At 60.5% G+C, this 21,767-nt stretch carries 11 protein-coding genes and 1 pseudogene; 3 read left to right on the top strand and 9 right to left on the bottom strand.

What is annotated here, in order from left to right:
• Positions 1-17: 17 nt before the first annotated feature.
• Positions 18-2,255, top strand: a complete 2,238-nt coding sequence (locus tag ACVWZ8_RS15650; protein ID WP_456505111.1) for a fibronectin type III domain-containing protein — start codon at positions 18-20, stop codon at positions 2,253-2,255.
• 558 nt (positions 2,256-2,813) lie between these two features.
• On the top strand, positions 2,814-4,559 hold the full coding sequence (locus ACVWZ8_RS15655) for a glycosyltransferase family 61 protein (RefSeq protein WP_456505112.1): 1,746 nt from the start codon (positions 2,814-2,816) through the stop codon (positions 4,557-4,559).
• A 372-nt stretch (positions 4,560-4,931) separates the two neighbouring features.
• On the opposite strand, the gene ACVWZ8_RS15660 is transcribed toward ACVWZ8_RS15655, so the two are convergent.
• Positions 4,932-5,681, bottom strand: coding sequence for an ATP-binding protein (locus tag ACVWZ8_RS15660; RefSeq protein ID WP_058931834.1), 750 nt, complete (start codon positions 5,679-5,681; stop codon positions 4,932-4,934).
• Positions 5,678-7,231: pseudogene (istA, locus tag ACVWZ8_RS15665) on the bottom strand (IS21 family transposase). Before istA ends, ACVWZ8_RS15660 begins: the two are co-directional and overlap by 4 nt.
• A 444-nt stretch (positions 7,232-7,675) precedes the next feature.
• On the opposite strand from istA, the gene ACVWZ8_RS15670 reads away from it, so the two are divergent.
• Complete coding sequence (locus tag ACVWZ8_RS15670; protein ID WP_456505113.1) at positions 7,676-8,170, top strand: hypothetical protein; 495 nt, start codon at positions 7,676-7,678, stop codon at positions 8,168-8,170.
• Between the two features lie 45 nt (positions 8,171-8,215).
• Here the strand turns inward: ACVWZ8_RS15670 and ACVWZ8_RS15675 are convergent, their stop codons facing one another.
• The 7 genes from ACVWZ8_RS15675 to ACVWZ8_RS15705 form a co-directional block, all read right to left on the bottom strand.
• Positions 8,216-9,499, bottom strand: a complete 1,284-nt coding sequence (locus ACVWZ8_RS15675) for a hypothetical protein (protein WP_456505114.1) — start codon at positions 9,497-9,499, stop codon at positions 8,216-8,218.
• A gap of 498 nt (positions 9,500-9,997) precedes the next feature.
• Entirely contained in the window at positions 9,998-13,834 is a 3,837-nt protein-coding gene (locus ACVWZ8_RS15680) for a CDP-glycerol glycerophosphotransferase family protein (RefSeq protein WP_456505115.1), read from the bottom strand.
• A gap of 97 nt (positions 13,835-13,931) precedes the next feature.
• On the bottom strand, positions 13,932-14,657 hold the full coding sequence (locus ACVWZ8_RS15685; protein WP_456505964.1) for a CDP-glycerol glycerophosphotransferase family protein: 726 nt from the start codon (positions 14,655-14,657) through the stop codon (positions 13,932-13,934).
• Between the two features lie 56 nt (positions 14,658-14,713).
• Positions 14,714-15,897 (bottom strand): IS3 family transposase gene (locus ACVWZ8_RS15690; protein WP_354184461.1). Its coding sequence is split into 2 segments (ribosomal slippage): positions 14,714-15,636 and positions 15,636-15,897, totalling 1,185 coding nucleotides; the frame shifts between segments, so codons are not numbered across the junction.
• Positions 15,898-15,963: 66 nt separating this feature from the next.
• A complete protein-coding gene (locus tag ACVWZ8_RS15695) occupies positions 15,964-18,885 on the bottom strand; it encodes a CDP-glycerol glycerophosphotransferase family protein (protein ID WP_456505116.1) in 2,922 nt (973 codons plus the stop codon).
• A gap of 291 nt (positions 18,886-19,176) precedes the next feature.
• Complete coding sequence (locus tag ACVWZ8_RS15700) at positions 19,177-21,000, bottom strand: TIGR03767 family metallophosphoesterase (protein ID WP_456505117.1); 1,824 nt, start codon at positions 20,998-21,000, stop codon at positions 19,177-19,179.
• 28 nt (positions 21,001-21,028) lie between these two features.
• Positions 21,029-21,727, bottom strand: coding sequence for a phosphocholine cytidylyltransferase family protein (locus tag ACVWZ8_RS15705; RefSeq protein WP_456505118.1), 699 nt, complete (start codon positions 21,725-21,727; stop codon positions 21,029-21,031).
• Between the last annotated feature and the right edge of the window lie 40 nt (positions 21,728-21,767).

Raw genomic sequence — 21,767 nt, forward strand, 5'->3', positions numbered from 1 at the left:
GAAAGCACGGTCCCGAAATGGCGAACATCTGGCAACGAGCGGCCGCCGGCCGGAAATACCTTATTGCGGTGATTGCCTCCACCCTTGTGCTGTTGATGGCGGGGACTTCCGCCCACGCACTGTCAGCCGGCGTCGCCACCGAGGCAGCGCCGGCTTTTGCGGTGCCTGTGGGATTGAAATCCACGGCTCAGACGGACACGTCGGTGAGTTTGTCCTGGCTGAAGTCGGCGAATGTGCCGCGGTACCGGGTGCAGGTGTACAGCAAAGCGGATATGAGTGACTCGCTGTATTTCCGGTTCACCGATTCGGCCGCGGAGATCAAAAATCTGGTCAAAAGCACCACGTACAAGTTCCGGGTCCGGGGGATAGCCGATGACGGCACGACTCTGACGGGGTATTCGGCTCCGGTATCGGCGACGACGGCGGCAGCGCCCGCGTTCGCGGTGCCTGTGGGGTTGAAATCCACGGGTCAGACCGACACGTCGGTGAGTTTGTCCTGGGTGAAGTCGGCGAATGTGCCGCAGTACCGGGTGCAGGCGTACAGCAAGGCGGATATGAGTGACTCGCTGTATTTCCGGTTCACCGATTCCGCCGCGGAGATCCGCAATCTGATCAAGAGCACCACGTACAAGTTCCGGGTCCGGGGGATAGCCGATGACGGCACATCGTTGACGCCGTATTCGTCTCCGGTGTCGGCGACGACGGCGGCAGCGCCCGCTTTTGCGGTGCCCAGCGGTCTGAAGGCGAGCACCACAAGCCACAGCTCCGCGAAAGTCTCCTGGAACCCTGTCGCAAACGCCGTGGGCTACCGGGTGCAGACTTTCAGCAAGGCGGACATGAGCGATTCGGGCTTCACCCGTTTCACCACCTCGTCCGGCACCATCAACGGACTCAAGCCCGAAACAACGTATTTTGCCCGGGTGCGCGTCATCGACGCTGCGGGGCTGAACCTGACGTCGTATTCGCCAACGGTGACGTTCACTACGCCGGTTGACCCCTATCCCACCCCCACGGGGTTTAGCGCAACATCCACCCACCGGACAGTGAACCTAAAGTGGAACGCGGTGCCGAATGCTCCCGGGTATCGAGTGGCTGTTGCCAGCCGACCGGACATGTCGGATGCCACCTGGCGTCGCTACGCCGGCATTACGGCAACCGAAACGCGGGGACTGAACCCCTCAACTACGTACTACTTCCAGGTTCGGGTCATCGACGGCGCCGGGGTGTCACTCAGCGCCTACACTCCGGTCCTGCCCATCAAGACCCAGCCGCTGCCGCCGGCCCCGGCGCCCCTGGTGTCCCCGCTCACCGTGGCGAGCTTCAACGTCATGTGCGCCAACTGCGTCGCGGAGGATGACGAGAATCCGAATGCCCTTTCCTGGGCCGGGCGGCGCGGAGCTGTAGTCAGCACCATCAAGTCGCGAATGCCCGATATTCTCGGTGTCCAGGAAGCCTCTCAGGGCTGGCTCGATGAGGCGGGGCACGCCGGAGGGCTCTCGCAGTTCGAGGACCTGCTGCAGAGGCTGAAATCTGCGGGCGCTCAATATGAGCTCACCAACACGCAACGGAACAACTGCGTAAACTCCACGACGCCGGATGGCTGCGTTTTCCAGGACCGGGGGGCCTCGCAGGGAACCCGGATCTTCTACAACCCCGCTGCTGTACAAATCATCCGGTCGGGTTCCAGCGCGCTGCCGACGAGCAGCGTCCCGGAGAACCGGCGCTATTTCGCCTGGGCCGTTGTGAAGCAAAAATCCACAGGCAAAACCTTCTTCTTCGGTGACACGCATTTGTCCTCCAGCAAGGCCGCCGGCTTCTACGAGCTGCGAAAGAAGCAGGCTGAAGCCATCGTCTCGGTGATTAGGACGCAAAACACGGCCGGCCTGCCCGTTGTTGTCGCCGGCGACTTGAACTCCAGCAAGTGGCTGGAACCGTCAAACGCCCCCTACGACGTCTTCACGGCAGCAGGACTGGTGGATCCCCTCGGCAACGACTACCTGCAGGAATTCCCGAGCATGGGTGCAACTGCAGAGAAGCGGATCAACACCCACCTGAACAGCTGGAACGGCCTGGGGACCGTCCCGCGGGCCAACGCCAATCCGGCCGCCAACGGAACTTACATCGACTACATCTTGACGTCGAAGATGCGGGTATCCCAGTGGGAGACCGTGGCCAGCGTTGACAGCGCCGGCAACTACACCGGGATATTTCCCTCCGATCACAACATGGTTGTGGCGAAGGTGGGCCTGCCCTAAGGGAAGCTCGGCGGCGGAGAAGGGTTCACTCCGATGGCCCCATTGGTCGTCCCCGAGGCATGGAATGAAGCCAGGTCCTGCCGATCTGAAGTCTTTCCGTCGACCGTTGTGAGTACCTATGCGGCTGCACTGACGATTGCCGGAATGACTCCCGAACCGGGTGAAGACAAGTCACACTGCGCGTCTAAGAGGAACGCCTCAACCCAGAAAGGGAAGGATCCCCCCCACGTGGTTGGGGTGAAGGACGTTGAAGGCGTGTTGTCTGTTGCGTTCGACATAACGACGAGAGGAAGCAGAGGACATCCTGCTGAGCGGGGCCTCTACGTCCTATTCTGATGGCCGTCTTCTGATGGCCGTCATTGGGGAAGTCCGGGACGACCAGTCCCCCGTCGGTATCATCCATCGTGTTTCCTACGGCCACCAAGGAAACTCCAGGCATCTGATCATCGTGCACGAGCTTCCCGACGACTCAGGGAGCGGCGCTACGATAGTAGGAGACAAATGTGCCGGAGGACCGGCCCATAGCGACAAAATGGGAGTTCAACTTTGGCGATCAGCTTGAACGAAATTGGCCTGCGCAACAAGATTGATCAAGCATCCGGAGGGCACGACTACCTCGGCCGGTACGAGTCACTGTTCGCGGGCAGAGACATTCGGCATCTAGCCATCGTCTTGGGCACTCGACCGGTGGAGATTGCTAACACCTTCGCCGAGTTCCTCCCGGGCGCCACGATCACGGCAATCAGCTACGCGCCTGTAGATGACCTAACCCGGTTGAGGCCAAATGTGCGCATGCACGCCGCTGAGAACATAATCCGCGTGCACCGGGCCCTGGCCACAGCATCTCCCTATGACGTCTTGATCGAGGACAGCCCGAATCGGAAGAGCCAGAAGCGCGAGATTTTCAGGCTGTTCTTCCCCCTTGTGCGCGACGGTGGGCTCTACATTTCCGAGGACCTCCACGCCAGCTACATCCCTTCCCTCCTGGACGATGCCAAAGAAGACATCTGGCAGCTCGTCAATCGACTGTTGATGCTCAAGGGTTCCGGCGGCAAGGCCCCGGCTCGAGCCAGCGCTGACGACCTGGAACTGGCCAAGGCTATCGATAGGGTCGAGTTCGATGGCAAATTCCTTGCCATTCTCAGTAAGGGGAACAAAGCCACCAAGCTCCGACACGGGGAAACAAACAACATCCTTCATGATCGGTACGGCGAAACGTGGGGTCGCGTCCTAGAGACAATCGAAACGACCGTGATCACTTCAAAGGCGCTCCTAACCGCGAACAAGCCGGGTGTGGCCAAGGAAAAGTTCCCCAACCCAATCAATGTCCCTGAACTCGACGTTCGCGAATACTATGACGTGGTCGCCTTGCCGCGGCAGATCCTTCTCAAGGACTCGATGCTTCTACCGGACACATTCCGGCTGGGTCTCATCGGCCGTCTTAATAACACCGCACTTAATTCCCTCAATCACTACTCCTCGTGGTCCCCGATGCCGGAAGAGGAGCCGGAGAGACTGGCAGGCCAGTACTACTATCTGGACCTCGAGTACAACCGCCATTTCGGTCACTTTATGACGGAGGCCGTTCCGCGGCTTTACGCATGGGACGAGGCAAAGTCGAAGAACCCTGACCTGAAGGTCCTGATCAGTTCCCCAACGGACCACGGCGCACTGCTCCCGTACCAGTCCGCGATACTGAACGCCTATGGAATCCGAGATGAGGACATCCACACGTTCCGGGCCCCGGTCCAGGTAGCATCGCTGATTTCGCCCATGCCGCTCTTCCACAACATGACGTACGTCCACCCCAAGCTCGCCGAAACCTTCGCACGGCTCGGGCAGAATCTCAACAGCGGACAGAGCGAGTTCGGTGACCGGATCTTCGTTTCCCGCCGGCCCGGTATGTGGCGGGAGTGTCTGAACATGGAGAAACTTGAGGCCGTTTTCGTGCGTCACGGTTTCAATGTGATCTACCCGGAAGACTTGTCTATCCAGGAGCAGGCAACCGCCTTCGCAAACGCGAAGGTCGCTGCCGGCTACATCGGGTCGGCCCTGTACAGTGCAATGTTTTCAGCCCAGCCCATGGACATCATCGGGTTCGTTAACACGTCGTATGTTGCGACCAACGAGTACTTCATCTCGACCGCATTGAATCACCGGATGCATGTCTTTTGGTGCAATGACATAGAGGGCAACCGGGACCGGGACTCAAAGGGCCGGCCTCTCGGAACCACAAATTGGGACTACCAATTCGACTTCGGACGAGATGGAGCCCTCTTGGAGCAGCTACTTAACGACCTCTGAGCAACCCACAAGCGCGCCCACCCGATAACGGTGGGCGCGCAATGTCAGCAGGTGGCTGGGTCTTCTAAATTAGGCCCGCGATAGGTGGAATGCTTGAGGTGTGTCCCGAAATTCTGCTCTCGATGATCAGCGGTGTCGCCGCCACGAGCATGGGACCGTTGTAGCCCGTTTTCTGCCACCCTCATGGGACCACCTGTGTAGCCAGTCATGGACCACCCAGCGCGCCTTGCCGGGAAGTCCTCCGAGGCCCTGTTGGATGAGTATTTGAAGCTTTGAGCGCCACCTGTTCGTGCGGTTCAGCGCCGGGGTTCGTGCGAGAGAGCGCCAGCGGTCGCGTGGCCTTGGCGCCGCTGACGCCCTCCGTGACAGTTGCTAGGCGGTTGCGAGTGCTGTGTGTTCGCGCATGTTGTAATTGCCTGTCTCGACCCAGATCGTGTTGTGGATGATCCGGTCCATGATCGCGTCGGCGTGAACGCCGGAGCCGAGCCGCTGGTGCCAGTCCTTCTGCGAGTACTGGGTGCAGAACACTGTGGACGTCTCCCCGTAGCGGCGTTCCATCAGTTCCAGCAGCATGGTGCGCATCGATTCCGTGGGCCGATCCAGCAGCCACTCATCAATGACCAGCAGGGTGAATGCCGCGTACTTGCGCAGGAACTTGCCGGATCCGCCAAGGGTGTCTTGGGCGGCGACCCAGGCTTCCTCGAGGTCGGGCATGCGGACGTAATGCGCGCGGATTCGGTGTTCGCATGCGCGTTTAGCGATCGCGCATCCCAGGTAGGACTTCCCCGACCCGGTGAACCCTTGGAAGACAACGTTCTGCTGCCGGGCCACGAACGAGCAGGTGCCGAGCTGGCTCAGCAGCGGCCGGTCAAGACCTCGCTCGTCGAGGAGGTCGATGCGGCGCAGGTCAGCGTTCGGGTAGCGCAGCCCCGCCCGCCGGATCAGGCCGGTGACTTTGGCATGGGTGAACGACGCGTAGGCGTCATCGACGACCAGCCGGAGACGATCTTCGAACGGCAGGCTGATGCTCAGCGTCTCGTCTTGAGTATCTATGGCCTCCAGCAGCTCGCCCGCGTTCATCTCCCGCAGCTTGCGTTTGGTTTCCGTGTCCAGGCGGCTCATCGGGTCCCTCCTGCGTAGTAGGAGCTGCCGCGCACGTATCCGCCATCTTCGTCATCAGGCTCCTCGACGTGCCCGGTTTTGTCCTGCCCGGTGTCCAGGATCGGCCGCAGGTGGGCGTAACGGGGCGATCGTATCGGACCGCGCAGCGCGAGCTGGCATGCGGCTTCCACCCGGGCTGGTGAGAACCTACGAGACAGGCGCAGGACCGCCAGGGCTGGATCGTAGCCGGCTTCCTCAATGCGGACAGACTCGAAGATCTTCTCGATCACGGTCCCGGTCGCCGGTCCCATCCGTAACGCCCAGGCGTCGATCCGGGCCCGGTCCCAGGCTTGCCAGCTGTGCCCCTCGGGAAGGTCGGCTTCGTTCGTCCGATACTGGTTCGTCGTCGTCACGGGCAGCAGCAGGTGGCTGGTCAGGCGCTCATCACCCCGATAGATCTCGAGCATGGTGTCCGTGACGCGAAGATCAACATGCGCGCCGATGTGGGTGAACGGGACGGAGTAGAAGTTTTTTGCCCAGACCACGTGTCCGTTCCGGCCTACTTTGCGCCCATATGTCCAGGTGCTGATCTCGAAAGTCACCGCCGGCAACGGTTGCAGCAGCGGCTTCTCCTCGGCCGCGAACACGCTCAGCCGGGAGCCCTCCCGCTTCTGGAACGGCTATCGGTTGTAGGCATCGATCTGCTCCCGAATCCGGGCCCGCAGCTGCACCAGGCTGGTGAACTGCTCCTGCCTCAGACCCGCAATCACCCAGGTGGCGACGTGGGAGACAGTGTTTTCGACGCTGGCTTTGTCTTTCGGGTGCCGCACCCGGCCCGGTAGTACCGCCGCCGAATAATGCGCCGCCATCTCGCGATAGGCGTCGTTGAGGACGACTTCGCCCTCGCGCGGGTGAGAGATCACCCCGGTCTTGAGGTTGTCGGGGACGATCCGCGGGACCGTGCCGCCGAAGAACGCGAACATCGCCGCATGCGCGCGCAGCCACGACTCCTGCCGCATATCCAACGTCGCCTCCACGAACGCATATCTGCTGAACGGCAGGCACACGACGAACAAATACACCTTCGAGACCTCTCCCGTTGCCGGGTCAACGAGCTGCATCGTCGGCCCGGACCAGTCGACCTCGACGCTGCGGCCGGCCTTATGGCCGACCCGAGACGACGCGCCAGTGACGTTGGCGTAATCGCCGTAAAGCCTGCAGAACCGGTCATAACTCATCGCCGCTTGCCCGGCCCGACCGCACCCGTCGAGATACTCCTGGTGCAGCAGCTTCAACGTCACCCCGACCCTGGCCAGCTCGCGGTGCACCTGGACCCAGTCCGGCTGCGCGAACACGCTCTCCCGCACCCCGCGACCGGGAAACAGCGCCAGATACACCTCGCCCTCAGACTTCTCCGCAACGTCGTCCCAACCGAGCCCGAGCTGATTCGCGGCATCGATCACCGCCTGAACGCTGTGCCTGGACATGCCCTGAGCGAGCGAGATCGCTCTGCCGGACAGGCCCTGATTATGCAACTGCAAGACGAGCTTCGCCTTGATCTTCCGTACCATTACCGGTACTCCTTCCACCACGTGGCCCTCACGCGGTGGAAGGAGCTTTTCAGGTGGCGCTCAACCACACCAACACCGGCGCTGACCAGCGCAAACCGTGGGCCCGGACCCCGGCGCTAACCCGCACCACACATGGACCCCTCAAGAACGAATATTCACTGTTGGATCATCGCGTCAGTGTCGTCGACGCGGAGGTCTACGGGGATGGGGTTCAGGGAGGTCAGTGTGGTTGAAATCAGAGAAGTACTCCGGGCCTGGTTGGAGGGGCGGGGTTGCGGACGGCGGGCGAACGGGCCGGGGTGGACCGCAAGACCGCCCGCCGGTACGTCCAGGCCGCCGAGGCCGCTGGGTTGGACCGGGCCGCAGGGATCGGGGCGGTGACCGACGAGTTGGTCGGCGCGGTGGTGGCCGCGGTCTGTCAAGGCCGAACGGGCACGGCGCCGGGTGGACGCGCTTGCCGCCCATGAGGAGCAGATCCGGACCTGGATCAGCGGCACCGGTGCCGGGAAGGGCGCCAGCGCCCTGTCCTTGGTGAAGGTCCAGGAGCTGCTGGCCCGGCAGGGCTGCCAGGTCCCGTACCGGACGTTGCACCGGTTCGCGACGCAGCGCTGCGGCTACCGGGCCAATGCCACCGCGGTGCACGTGAACGACGGGGCGCCGGGGGTGGAGTGCCAGATCGACTTCGCCCTGATGGGCGCGATCACGGACCCGGAGACCGGGCGGGACCGGAAGGTCCACGCGATGACCTTCACCGCCGTGTATTCGCGCCACATGTTCGTCTGGCTGACCTACACCCAGACGCTGGCCGCGGTGATCGCCGGGTGCGAGATGGCCCGGGCGTTCTGCGGCGGCGTTTTCAAGGTCCTGATTCCGGAATATGTTCCGCGGAACATATTCCGGAATCTGTGGCCGGCTGGGCTAGCCACGACTTTGCATTAGCCCTGGCCAATGAGGTCACCGAAATTGGTGCGCCCGGACCACCAGTTAGGACGGGAACTCTGTCGCCTCATGAATGGGCCTGTCGGGAGACAGGACAATGCCAGCCTCATGCCCCGCGTTAACAAGAAGCGCCATGCGCTTGGCAACTTCAGCCCCGGCACCAACGAACGGCTCTCGAAGTTCGAGAACGATGTGCTTCTGCTGCGGACTAAGAGTGCTTGCGATTCCGGCAGCGGACACGGTGCGCGCCACCAAGCTTTCCGAAGCCTGGTCCCGGCCAAGGAACTGAATAGTCAGTTCACCCTGTTTCTTAGTGATATCGAAAGCAAAATTCTTGCCGTTCCACTTGTAGTCGAAAACGAGCGTTGATACCGTATGGTACCACTCGCGGGCAACCGGTTGGGGCAGAAGACCGCTGGCATGAATGTCCTTTTGGATCCCCTGAAGGGCATAGTAATCCGAACTTCTCGTCGGAGGCTGCTCGGCTATCATGGGCGCAGTTTCGATCCCTTCCCCGAATTTCGATCTCTGGCTTTCTAGAAGATCAACCAACAGTTCGTCTACAACAAAATACTTCGAGTCGAAGGCATTTTCCTTTGTCCGATCGAACTTCCAACTTGAACTGATGCCGACAAAATGCCGATGGACGACGGAGTCAGTCTTCTCCACCACGGCACCCTGGACATAGTGAGTCTTCCATTGCTTGGCTTCAGCAATGCCCTTCGTTAGCGCCGACCACTTTGGGCTCGTAGGGGGACGCCTCAAGTCAAAATACCTGAAGTCCCCAAAGCGATAGACCTGAGACTGATCGGCCCCGGTGGCCTCAATCCATCGTCCCGAATAGCCAATGACCGGCGCAGCGGAACCCTCGAGGATCTCGAAGACGGTCCTCCCATCGTCTGACATTACTAGTTCATCCACATCCGCCTGAATGACGCCGTAGCTATCCTTAAGGAAACGGTGCCTAGCATGCTGAATAATTCCATATTCGCAATAATCTGAATCCCATGGGGCATTCCTTAGCCCATCCCAGCTGCCGCCCTGCGGCCCAAACGGGAAAGGCCAGTGGACAACTACGGCCACTTCTAGGCCTTCGATTCCCTTGAGGCAGTCCAGGACATCCTCCGGCTCGTACTTTGTGGAGCCATTGTCGTAAATGAGAATGGCATCGATTTTCTGATTTAGGACATGGAAAATCGCCCAATCGCGAATCCATTCCAGTTCATTATCCTTGGATTTCGTGAACAGCACTTTGCGATCGGTAAAGAGACCCGAAAGACTGGGCGCAACCGGAAATGAAAGTTCGGTTCCATCAATAGAAGTCGTCAAGAGAAGGGAGTCAGCTGCATCATGAACTCTCGAGTCTTGGGTGCGATCCAGATCGCCAAAAGACGCGGACAGTACTCTGCCATTCTCGTTCGACAATTGGGCGGAATCCAAGATGGGCTTCAAATTTAAAAGTGGGGGGCCGGAGAGAACAACATCGGAACCTTCGCGGAAGACGTCATAAAAAAGCGTTCTCGCATCAAACTGGTCTGCATAACTCGGTTGCCGTAACTCTACCGGGCGGGGCGGGTGTCTAACTGTCTTCGACTTCGAAGGCAGTATGACTGGCCACGGGCGTACGACTGTGCGATACATTGGCATTAGGATATCAATTCTCTTGTAGTTTAATCAAAGCGTGTAAATTACAATATGAGCACAAGCCACCGGCTGCCGGCGGGTGCCCGTGGGCGTGTCACTTGCCGTCTACTCCCACTTAAATGTCACTTGGCACAATGTCCGACGCCAGGAAGTATATCGGTCTCCTGTGTGTTGGTTGTCGGACTAGATGCTGGGTTGAAACGTGTTGGCTAGATTGTGGTTCAGGAACTGGCTGCGCGCGCTGGCTACATATTTCAAGGTGTCAAAGTATTCGTTGGGAACCTGACCCAGTTCCGCAGCCGCGAAGCCCGTAATAAGCCCTTCCTCCGAGTTTTCTACAATCATTCCATATCGGTCTTGGAGGACATCCCGAGGCCCTGGCATGTCCGTGCAGACTATGGGAAGACCCAAGATCATGGCTTCAAAGAGGACCATGGGCTGACCCTCGTGCAAGGATGATAAAACGAAGCAGTGGGCGTGCTTCAAGGCCGGATATGGGTTGGAACGCTGACCTGCAAGCCATATGAAGTCAGTGGCCCCCAAATCGGCTATAAGTCTTTCCAGATCCTCCCGCAGCGGCCCGTCACCAAGAATGAGCAACTTCGAAGTTGGGCTGTCGCCATGAAAGCGGGCAAAGGCCCTAATAAGCTTGGCGTGATCTTTTTCGGGTGACAGGCGGCCAATGGCAACGTAATTTCGCGGCGACGAAGAATACCACTCAGCGATATCGGGATCGACATCCTCCTCGGCCGCTTGTAGAACATTTTGTGGATTGATCTGATTATCGCTGTGAACAAACCTGTCGGGATTCAGTCCATATTTGTGCGCGATCTGTTCTCGGTTGCGTTTGGACACGCTGTCGGCAACCGAGATAAGCGAATCGAAGTCATGATATTGACGGAACACCGTCTCCAGGACGGGAAACTTCATCTTGTTTTCGTCGGCCATATCATTGTGCATATAAATCGATTTATGGCCGGATGGGCTTCCGTTGGCAATCAGACCAGTCCAGAAGGGCGCATAGCCGTCAAACTCGATGAGTGAATCGAAGCTCGCAACGCCAAAGATTCGCTTGAATTCGCGGCGGTAAGAGGACCGGTAGATACTCCATTGTGCGTCGGACGCCAAGTTGAACTGAGCAGTGAACTTTCGGTTAATCCAACGCTCCTCTGGCGTGTGGGATTGGACGCCGACCCGTCCAATGATTTGTACATGCTTGGGTAAATCTCGGAGCTTTTCGAGTCTCCCTTCGTTTGCGGCGAGGACATGCGGTTCCACGATAAGGACGACGCGGAACTTTTGCGTGTCCAAGCTGGACACCAAGTTGTGGAACGAGGTGGCGATTCCGTTGGGAAGAAGGCCGTGGTGGAAGAGAAGAGTCGTTTTGTCGTCGGTAATCGCTTCAGCCAGGCCGTCGGGATCGTCCTCAAAGAAGAAGCGCACGACTCTTTCCGCGGACCTTCCGTCCTCTGAGGGGCAGTAGTCAGCAAGGGCGGAAAGATGACGCGGATGACCGAACTGAGGCTCTTGCAACGAACTAGATATTTCGGTTGGAAGAAGCGACCGCTCCGTTACCAGTCGACCAGGCATATCGTTCATATCGAAATACAAGCCACGTTCTGCGGAATAGTCGGCAAGGTCGTAGGCGTAGAAGACTATAGGGCGGCCCGTGGGCAGAAAATCGAAGAAAATACTTGAGTAGTCGGTTATGAGGAGGTCGACTGCAATCAGTAGATCGTTAGTGTCGATATCCCCCGGGACCAGGGCCTGTCCAGCATCGAAGTCGCTGAGGAGGCCTTCCGTTAGGCGGTGTGCCCGGAAGAAGAGGTGGTGATCCGCACCTTGCATGCCTTCAAGGTCTTGCTGCAATCTGCTCGCATCTACATACCTGTCGTCCGACGCGCCGCGCCACGTCGGTGCATAGAGCACGACAGGCCTCGAATCATCCGGGTCAATACCTAGCCGCCGACGAAGTTCTTCGCGCCTGGACGGGCTGGGCGTCACGAGCCCGTCGATGCGCGGGGAACCCGTTACCGCGATCTTGCCCCGGAAAATCCCCTCGATGTCATGACGCTGCACGATCGCTTGGGACGTGTGGGTGTTGGGGCTCATTATGTGACTAGCCTGCAGGAAGTTTCGAGCAATGTTCGCGTGCGCGACCGGGCCGCCGGCCATGTCGCGGCCGAGTGTCTTCAACGGTGTTCCATGCCAGGTGTTGAGATAATGTTGCCGGTCTTTGCGGATAAAGTACGGCGGGAAGGACACGTTATTGACAAGATACCTGGCGGAGGCTAGTACTCGTTTGTAGAGGTCCGAGTGCGTCTGAACGAAGAAGACGTTCTCCAGGCCTCGAAGCCGGTCCGGGATATTCGAGTCATTGTTGATTACCCAATAATGGCTGAAATGCGCATAATCGGGATCTTGCTGTACTTGATCAAAGATGGCCAACGGGTGGCATCCAATGGACGCACCATGGTTGCTTTCCCACAGGATTATGTCGTCCCTGAGGTCCAGGTTTTCGTAATGTTCAACATATTCCATGCTCAACTTTTGGGTTTTGTTCTTCAAATATTGTTCGACGTCTATTCCGTCGGAAGTCTTGAAAAGTCTGGTCTGACGGAACGCCTGGCAAGCTGCCGGGTAGTCTTCCAGCTTGAAGTGAGCCACGCCGAGCAGAAAGAAGCGCTGGGAGTTAAAATCGGCGCTCCGGGCCGTGGCTTCCGTGAGCGCCGAGCGTGCGGCCTCCCAGTCCCCAATGCGGATTGCAAGCTCTCCGGCACGGCCCATGGCGTCCCCTGAATGCAATGGAACCAAGGCATCGATTCCTAGAGAGAGAACCTGCCGCCAGTACGAGCCTGCCCCGAGGCTGTCTTCTTGGGCGTGGAGCCCAGCCTGCAGTGACGCCGGGAGCGTGCCGGAAGCCATGTAGTGAGCGGCAGCCTGCTGCGGCCGCCCCGCAGCCTCAAGGGCGTAGCCGGCCTTGTAAGACCAGTAGGGCTTGGCCGCATCGAAGGCAGCTGCATGCGCGTAGGCAGCAGCTGCGCCAACCCAATCGAGCTGGCGTTCGCGAGCGAGGCCCAGTTTATAGTGCCAGTATGGAACGTCCGGCCCAAGGGTTATGGCGGTACCGTAGGCATATTCGGCTTCCTCCCACCGATAACAGCGGTCGGAAGCGAGGCCGACTCTGTAGGCAAGCTCCGCTCTCGACGGATGAAGAAGTGCGAGCTGCTTGTAATGTTCGAGAGCCTCAACCCACAGGCCCTTTTTTTGGAAAAATGCGCCCACTCCGTAGATGTCAGCTTTCAGTAAAGCGTCGTGCTGTATAGCTTTTTCATATGACTGTTGGGCCTGGTCCAGCCGTCCGATGATCTCGTAAGAATGGCCCGCAAGGAAATGCCACTCAGAATTGGCGTCGTCGATTGCAGAAGCGGCGGTAAAACTGTTGGCTGCTTCGGCAAATAACTTCATGCCGTATTGAGCGGCTCCCAACTGAGCCAGCCACTCGGCGTCCCCGCTGTGTGCCTGCGCCCCAGCCTCCAAGACATCGAGTTCCTGCCATAGTTGGCCTTTGGCTGCCCGTAATTGCTCGAGTTTCGTGGAGTAGTGGCCCGGATCAGTGGAAGGCGCGCCACCCGGAACTGACCCGCGTCCCGCTTTTGCATGCAGATCGCGCGCCGCCTGCAGTCGGAGCTGCCACCTTTCCCGATGAGGTTCGAGCGAGATTGCCACAGTGTAATTTTCAAGCGCGTCCTTAAGACTGCCGAGCTGCTCCTGGACAAAGCCGAGCCGGTAATGCCAAGATGCCATCCCCGGTTTCAGCGCCGTAGCCTCCTGGAGATGCTCAGCCGATTCCTCGAATTGCCGGAGGTGGAAGTGCGCATGCCCCAGACGAAACGCTAACTCGGCATCGGCTCCTTGGGGACCGTCCAGCAATTCGGTATAGACCTCAACGGCGGCCGTCCACTCTTGTCTCTCTTCGAGAAGAAGGCCATAATCGATCGTGTCTTGCGCGGGGCTCATGATGTGTACTGCGTCCTAAGGTCGTGGTTGACAGACGGACAGAACCGTCTGGCAACCTGATCATGCTTGTTTGTTTCGTTGCCGCGGCAGCGGTCGACTAAATCTCCGCCTGCGAAGCCGATTGACTGGATCCCACCGGCACCGGCGCGCCTGGGACTTCCGGCCACAGCGCATCGAACACGCGCTGAGTGGCCTCTCCGTCGCATAGGGGCGCAAACTCCTCGACGAAGGCCTCATATTTAGGCGCGTACCGGCGCGAAACCGAAGAGATGTTCTTGATGGAACGAACCACTTGCTCCGTGGTGTTGTGCAGGGGACCGGGCGCCTTTTCTTCGAGATCAAAGTAGAAGCCGCGGGTCGCGTCCCGGTACTGCGCGATATCCGGTGTCAGGAAGATGATCGGCTTGCCGGTGACACAGAAATCGAACATGACGGACGAATAATCGTTCACCAGGATATCCGCGGCCGTGTAGAGGTCGTTGACTTCCGGGTATTCGGTCACATCGATGACAAACTTGTTTGCCGCCGTCTGCCGCTGGCCGGCGATGTTGTGGTGTCCGCGCAGCAGCAGCACATAGTCGTCGCCGAGCAGCTGCTGGGCCTTTTCGAAATCGAGGTACGTGACCAGCTCATACTGCCGTGAGGCGTTTTTGGCATCGTCGCGCCAGGTGGGCGCATAGAGAATCGCCGTCTTGCCCTCGGGGATGCCAAGCCGGCTGCGGATGCCCGGGCGGTCCTCGGCCATCCGTTCGCGGGTCAGGCTGTCGTTACGGGGATAACCCTCCGTCACAACCCGTCCCTCAAAGCCGAAGCAGTTGGCCAGGACACCGGCGGCTGAGCTGCCGCGAGGATTTCGGACAGCGGAATTGGTGAATTCTTCTACGCTGCCAAGGCTGGCTGTTGATAACCATAGTGGACTTCGTTAGGCCGGCGGTAACCGAGCGCGGAGTGTCGGCGCCGACTATTGTAAAACCCCTCGATATAGCGGATAACGTCGCTGCGGGCCTGTGATTTCGTCGCGTAAACGGTCCGGTAAACACGCTCGTTCTTGAGCATCGAGAAAAAAGATTCCGCCATACTGTTATCCCAACACACGCCCGTGCGTCCCATCGATGAGCGCATCCCCAGGCCGGTCACCAAGGCCCGAAACCCGGCCGAGGTATACACGCTGCCGCGGTCCGAGTGCCAGATCGCGTCAGGCTCGATCAGGGTCGTTGCGGCGGCGTTGCTGAGGGCGTCAGCGACGAGTTCAGTGCGCATGTGATCGGCGATCGACCAGCCGACGACCTTCTTGGAGTAGCAGTCGATGACGGTGGCCAGATAAATGAACCCCTGCCAGGTGTGGATGTAAGTGATGTCGCCGACAAACTTCACCCCCGGGCGAGTGGCGGTGAAGTCACGCTTGACGAGGTCAGGCATGTTCGCCGCGGCCAAAGCGTCGGCCTCGGTCGTGACCCGGAAGGGCCTCGGTTGGCAGGCCACGAGACCCTCCTGGCGCATGAGGTGCCGCACAAGCTCGGGCGAACACTGCGTCTTTTCCGCCGCGAGGTCGGCGTGGATTCGACGATACCCGTACGTTCCTTCGGACTCCTCAAAATAGTGCTGGATCCGCGCTATCAGGGCCTTCCGGCGAGTGGCAGTCGCCGATTGCGGACGCGTCAGCCAGTGGTAGAAACCGGAGGTTGAGACGCCCAGCCAGCGGCACATCTTCACGACCGAATTCAGGTTGGCGGGCTCGGTTCTTTGGGAGTCGATGTATTCGTACTTGCTCACTACCGCTGCTCCCGCGCGAAGTAAGCGGCTGCTTTTTTCAGGAATAGAGTCTCCGCGCGCAGCTCCTGATTTTCCCTCTCGAGCTCCTTCAGCCGCGCCCGTTCCGGCAACGTCAGGTCCGTCTCGGTGCCCCCGTTGGCCTCGCGGTATTTGTTCAGCCAGTTGCGGAGCGTCTCGGGGCCGACGCCGTATGCGGTGGCAACATCCTTGATGGGTTTGGACGCGTTGATCACCTCACGGCACAACTCGTCTTTGAACTCCTGGGTGAAACGCCGCCGTGCTGCACTCATGCTGATCTCTACTTTCAGTCGACCCCCATTTTAAGAGGGCCCACTGTCCGAGAACTCCGCAGCAGCTCAGGCGTAGTCGTTCTGCGCCAGCAGCGCATCCCAGTACTCCGCCTCGCGCCACATCAGGTTCCAGTACGAAAGCGAGAAGTTGGTGCGCGCAACATCGTTGCCAAGCTTCTTGAGGGGTGTTCCGTGCCAGGTCTGGATGTAGACCTGCCCCTCGCGCTTGCGGAAGTAGAACGGGAAATTGTTGTTGTTGATCAGAATCCGGGCCTCGGTCAGGAGCCGGTACCACAGCCGGGAACCGATCAGCACCGGTTCGGTTCCCGCGGGCACGGGCACCGAAAAATCAGCAACGGCCCAGTACATGGGCCACTGGCTTCCCCGGCGCTCGAATTCCTCCAGAAGGCGCCGCGGGCTGTCTGTGGCGCGGCGTCCGCCGAAGCACATGAACAGGACGGCGTCCGTAAGCTCGGCGTCGCCGCCCACCGTTACCGGCGTGCGGAGCGCCTGCTGATCGAACCGACCCACCTCATCAGCCGCGAAGGGGGGCCGCAGGTGGATGGTCAACGCCGCCGCCTTGGCAGTGCGGCTCAGGCCGACTTCCAGCCGGCCCGCCTCCATCCGCCGGGGCATCTGCGTCTGAAGCCCGGACGACGCCGGGAACCAGTGGCCGAGGTGGTCGGCGACTCCCGGCGGAACGAAGCGAACACTGTAGGCGCCAGCCTCCGGCATCACTTCCTCGCCGCCCCACGGGTTCTGGGGCAGCAGGAAATCGGCGGTGAAGGCGTTGCTTCCGTCGTTGGTACGGACCGTCAGCGAAACGTCGGTCGCGGGGATTATTGCCTTCCCGCTGGCGAGGACAAACCGGGGCGAGTGGATGACGGGCAGATCGGCCGTACCCTCGATCCGCAGGGTGCGCTTGTCGGCTGACAGCTCGACGGTGGAAGCAATAACGCGGGTCTTGCGCTCCTCCACGGTGATGAACCCGTACCCTGTCAGGCCTAGCCGGAGGCTGCGGGTCTGGTCCGACAAGTCTTCCAGCTCCGCGGAACCTTCCGGCCACGCCACCGGCTGGGGGGTCTTGAACCCGCTGTCCAGGCGCAGCTGCCATTCATACTCGGCAGTGTTGGTGGCCTTGGGCCCCAGTGCTGGAACATTGATGACGTAGACGGCCCGGTTGCCATCCACATCGAGGCACGTCGCCGTCTTCCTGATGCCCAACTTGGGGGACTCGATGGATACCTTTGCGGCCACGGGGGCCGAACGGGACTCGACGGTCAGCGTCAACGTTCGTCCCGTCAGCTCCAGGGAGGTGGCCACGTACAGCGGGGTGACCGGAACAAAGGTCAGGCCCGTGGTCGCCGGGCGCATCTCCACGGCCATCCGCGAAGTTTCCAGCATCGGCCCCACAGGCAGGTGGCCGGTGGATCCGTTCAGGTCCCGGCGGGTCAATGGCTCTGCGAAGGTCCTGCCGCCGGCGGCGACAGTAAGGAGAACGTACCAGTCGGCGGGGGCCCCGGTTCCGCCCTGCATCACGGCCGGGTCGATCATGGCGCTGAATCCGGCTTCGGCGTAGCTGGTCCAGTTGTCGTTGGATTCCCAGTCGATGGATTTGTCCGAGTGGCGCTGCACTGTCAACGGGACAGTCTCGCCGCTGCCGGCTTTGACCAGGGACATCTGGATCGCGAGGTTGCCCTCGAGCGGATCCACCGAGGAGATGTAGGCATGGCCGCCGATTTCAAGCCGGCCGTCGGCCTGCCAGGCGAAGCGCGTCATCTTGCTGATCAGGCGAAGGTCGATATCGCGGCAGGGCAGGAGCTCCGGGTCGTAGCCGGTGAGTTCGTCGAGGTACCTAGGCTGTGCCAGCAGGCCGGATTCCGTGATCCGGGTGGGGAAGCTGGAGCTGTAGTCGCTGCGGTGGTTACAGATCCGGACAACGTCCTCGCGCTTGTCCGCGAGGACAGCCGAGAGGATCAGGCGGTTGTGGATTCTGATGACATCCCAGTCCAGCTCCTGTCCGTCGCCGAGACGACGGACAGCGGCGTGCAGCAGATCCCAGTACCCGGGCTCGGTCCGGGGGACCACCTCGTAGTAGGGGAACAGCCCGTTGCCTAGCTCGCCGGAGAGCCAGCGACGGTACGTGTCCGGCGCTGAGAGTTCATGGATCACGGCAGCCAGCGATTCGAGGCGGCTGAGGCGGTCTTGGAGGTGCCCCGTCTGGCAGAGCACTTCGCGTTCGGGCGTGCGCACGGCGGCGTCCAGGGAGGTGTCAACGACTGTGAGTTCCACGATGTCGAACGACTCTGCCCGGGTGTAAAGGGTCGGAACCGCCTGGTACTGCCAGTGCTCCCGGTCCAGTGCGACGTCGGCGGTTGCCGAGATCCAGAAGTCCCGAGCGAAGACCTTGTTGGCGAGGGCGCCGTCCAGCAGAATGTCCGGAACTTCCGAAACGGTCGCGGCGGGCCGCGGATCTGCATGGATTTCGCGCTGCCACTCCGGCGTGGTGCTGGACTTGCCCTTAGCTATCCCTGTCATGCCGACGGCGAAGGACGAGCCGGTCTCACGCAGCGTTCCGAACATGACGTCCAGGCTGTCTTTCTTGACGACGTCTCCGGCCGTAAGGAACATCAGATACGGGGCCTCCGAATCCGCTACAGCGCGTTTGCGGGCTTCCTCCTCGCCGGCGCCAGCAAGCGCGAGGTACTTCACCCGACCGTCCCGCTGCGCGAACTCCTGGACCTGTTCGCGGCCCAGCCCCGCCAGAGAGGTATCAACGACGATCATTTCCATGGCGGACGGATTCTGGCCGACGAGGCTCCCCAGCGTCTCGGCCGGATCACCTGCGTAGTCCGTCAGGAGCACGACGACGGAGAGCTGCGGCTGCTGCAGGGTTGCAACCGGAGTTACGGTGACCGCCCGACGGGCTTTGGCGAGATTCGCCGGGTGGGCCACCTTCCGGATCTGCCGTTGCTGCTCCTGCGGCAAGGCCCGCCATACGCGACGAAGGTTCCTTTCGGCGGTGGCTTTCAACGCAGCTATTGCTTGGCTCTGCTTGGGACGTGGCATTCTCGTCTTCGCTTCTCTCGTCTGTTTCCAACCGGTGGTTGTCACGTGAACATGATTTGGTACAAGTCAATGGGGTGCTGGCTCAATGGTGGTGCTGGGCGGCGCTGGCCAGACGGCTGCCTGGTCCGCGCTCTACGGCATGCTGCCCTCTGCGCGTCCTGTCAATAATGGCACGGCGGCCGGCAACTGACCGATCCTGCGGCGTCAGCTTCAGAAGGGTTTCCTCAGGAGCAAGTCGACATTCTGGTCCCCGGCGCTTCCCATGACCGCCTCACGGTCAAGTCCCGGGCGGTTGCTGGCGAGTTCGAGACTCAGAGCGGCCAGGGACCGCGCTGTGTGCGCTCCCTCATACGTCACGCTCTCCGGCGCCGAGTGGTCTACCAGAGTGGCCGCGATGGACAGCGTTCCGTCTCCGTTGTCCAGGAGTTCAACAATCCTCGATTGCTGCGGGTAGTCGATCAGCGAGGCCGTGGTGATTTCCCAGAATCCGCCGTTTTCATACTTCGCTTCATGAGGAGTCACTCGGTGGTGGTGCCTGTGGCCGTTCATCCAAGCGACTACGTTGGGAAAACGGTCTACGAGTTCCAGGACGGCTGATCGATTCAAAGGCGGCGGCCCGCCGTCGGACGAAGGCTCAACGTCGTCAAACGATGCCAGGGGATGGTGGCTGAACAAAACCACGAGGCGATCTCTAGCGTTCGAGGTGGTGAGCTTGCCCTTTGAATTGTAGAATCTCCGGGAAACCCGCCGGAGTTCTTCCTCCAGCCAGTCGGCCTGGGCGGCGTCCAGCGCGGCCTCGGTGCCTCCATCCGGGCTCGCGGTGTTGAGCATAATGCCCGTAACGTCTGGCGATAGCTCGAACGTGTAGTAGGGCTCGGCCTGTGAATTAGGGCCGGAGCCAAACCGGGCATTCCCAGCATCCTGCGGCCAGGCGTCGAAGAACTCAGCCTTGCTGAACGCTCGCCGAAGTTTGGAGCCACTCACTTTTCGTGACGTCATGGACGCGATGAGGCGCCGGCGTTCAGCGTCATCGGAACTCCTGACTGTTTTCCAGAACTCAGTTGGGTTCAGGCCACGAGGCAGCCGGGTGGGAAGCCGGTCGCCGATTCGAACAGCATCGACGAACTCGGCCTTCGGCGAAATCGGACCGGACGCCGGCCGGCCGGCTTCATCGTGGTTACCCACGCCGATGTACCAGCGGAAATCCGAGCCTTCTGCTGCCACCGGCTTGATCGCCGCGGCGAGGAACCCCGGAACTGTGGGATAACCGTGCCGGGTCTTCCAGTCGTCCGGGGGCAGCAGCGAGGTTTCAGGCTCGGGATGCCAGATGCTCTTGGACAGTTCGAGGGGGGCCGGACCGTGATCCTGGATCCCCTGGTAGCTGCCAGCCGGGTGTGAGCTCACCGGCACACCCTTGAATACGCCCACCGCCGCCGACAACTCAGTGAGGGCATATGAGTTCGTGAGGTCACCGGTAATCACCAGGCAATCCAGGGCTCGTTGGCTGACAGGACCGCGCCCCACGGCATTGAGTCTTCCTACCATTGCGTTCAACACGTGAATCGTCAGCAGGTCCTGTGGCCTGAACTTCCCGGAATTGGGAAATCCTTCGGCGAAGTCCAAGTACTGCCACAGGAAGGACAGCCGCCCCGGATTCGCCGCGTCCAGCACATGCGAATCGGTCAGGTGCCCGAAAGCGGCCAGCCCTGTCCGCTTGCCGGTCGCGGTGCCGCTCCGGGGGCAGAGCTCTTCACGAATCTCTGTCTCGATAGCCGGCCCGCGCGCGAGCCGCCGGTACGGCAGACGCGACACGCGCCGGGGCTCGGCGATGACTGTGCCGTCCAAGGTTGTCAACGTGGCACCAAGCTGCGGCTCCGGCGCAGCACCGGGCTGGGGCTCCAGTGCACCAGACTGCGGCTTCACGCCTGCGTTGCCGGTGGACTCGGTCAGCCCCAGCACGGTGAAGCCGATCGCGCCGCCAAATGCCCACCGAACGGCGTCACGTCGCGATGCTAGCTTCCTGATCTGTCGCACTTGCTGATGTGGACCTTTGCTGTTGCCTCTAGATGCTGGCGTTGGCGCGGATCAGGTCGTCCGGGAAGTCCACCTCAACGGCATAGAACTCGCTGATGTCCACGGGGGTCCACTTGACGTCGTCCTGCTTGATGGTCAGTTCGATGGCGCCCTCGAAGTAGTCCTGGTCGTCGACCTCAATGAGGCGCTTGAGGAACTTCTTCTTGTCCTTCGAGCTGACGTAGTTGATGCCGACAGCCTCGCCCTGAGCGACGTCCGCGGGCACCCGTTTGGAAAGCTCCTGGATCTTGCCGTCAGCGTCGGTGGTGTACTTGACTTCCTCATCGGAAACCGAGGAGACATCGACGGTGATGAATGATTCGTCCCGCTTGATGTAGGGCGCCAGCATTTCCAGGATGTCCGGGTCGAACACGACATCGCCGTTCATCCACAGCACGCCGCCCTTGGCGGAATTCCTGATGGCCTTCAGGAGGCTCTTGGACGTGTTGGTCTGGTCAAAGTTCTCGTTGTACACAAAGGAAGCGTTGGGCACGTGCTCGAGGATCATCTCGAGCTTGAAACCGACCGCGATGGTGAGCCGAAGCTTTTTGCCGAACTTGTTCTGCAGGTTCTGCACCTGCTGGTGCATGATGGTCCGGCCATCACTGAGCTCGGTCATGGGCTTGGGGTGCGGACGCGCCAACCGCGTGCCCATTCCGGCGGCAAGAATTACGGCCTGGATTTTCATATGTTCATTCCTCTTCGACGAGCGATCCTGGTGGCGGGAG

The sequence above is a fragment of the Arthrobacter sp. UYCu723 genome (assembly GCF_054059215.1).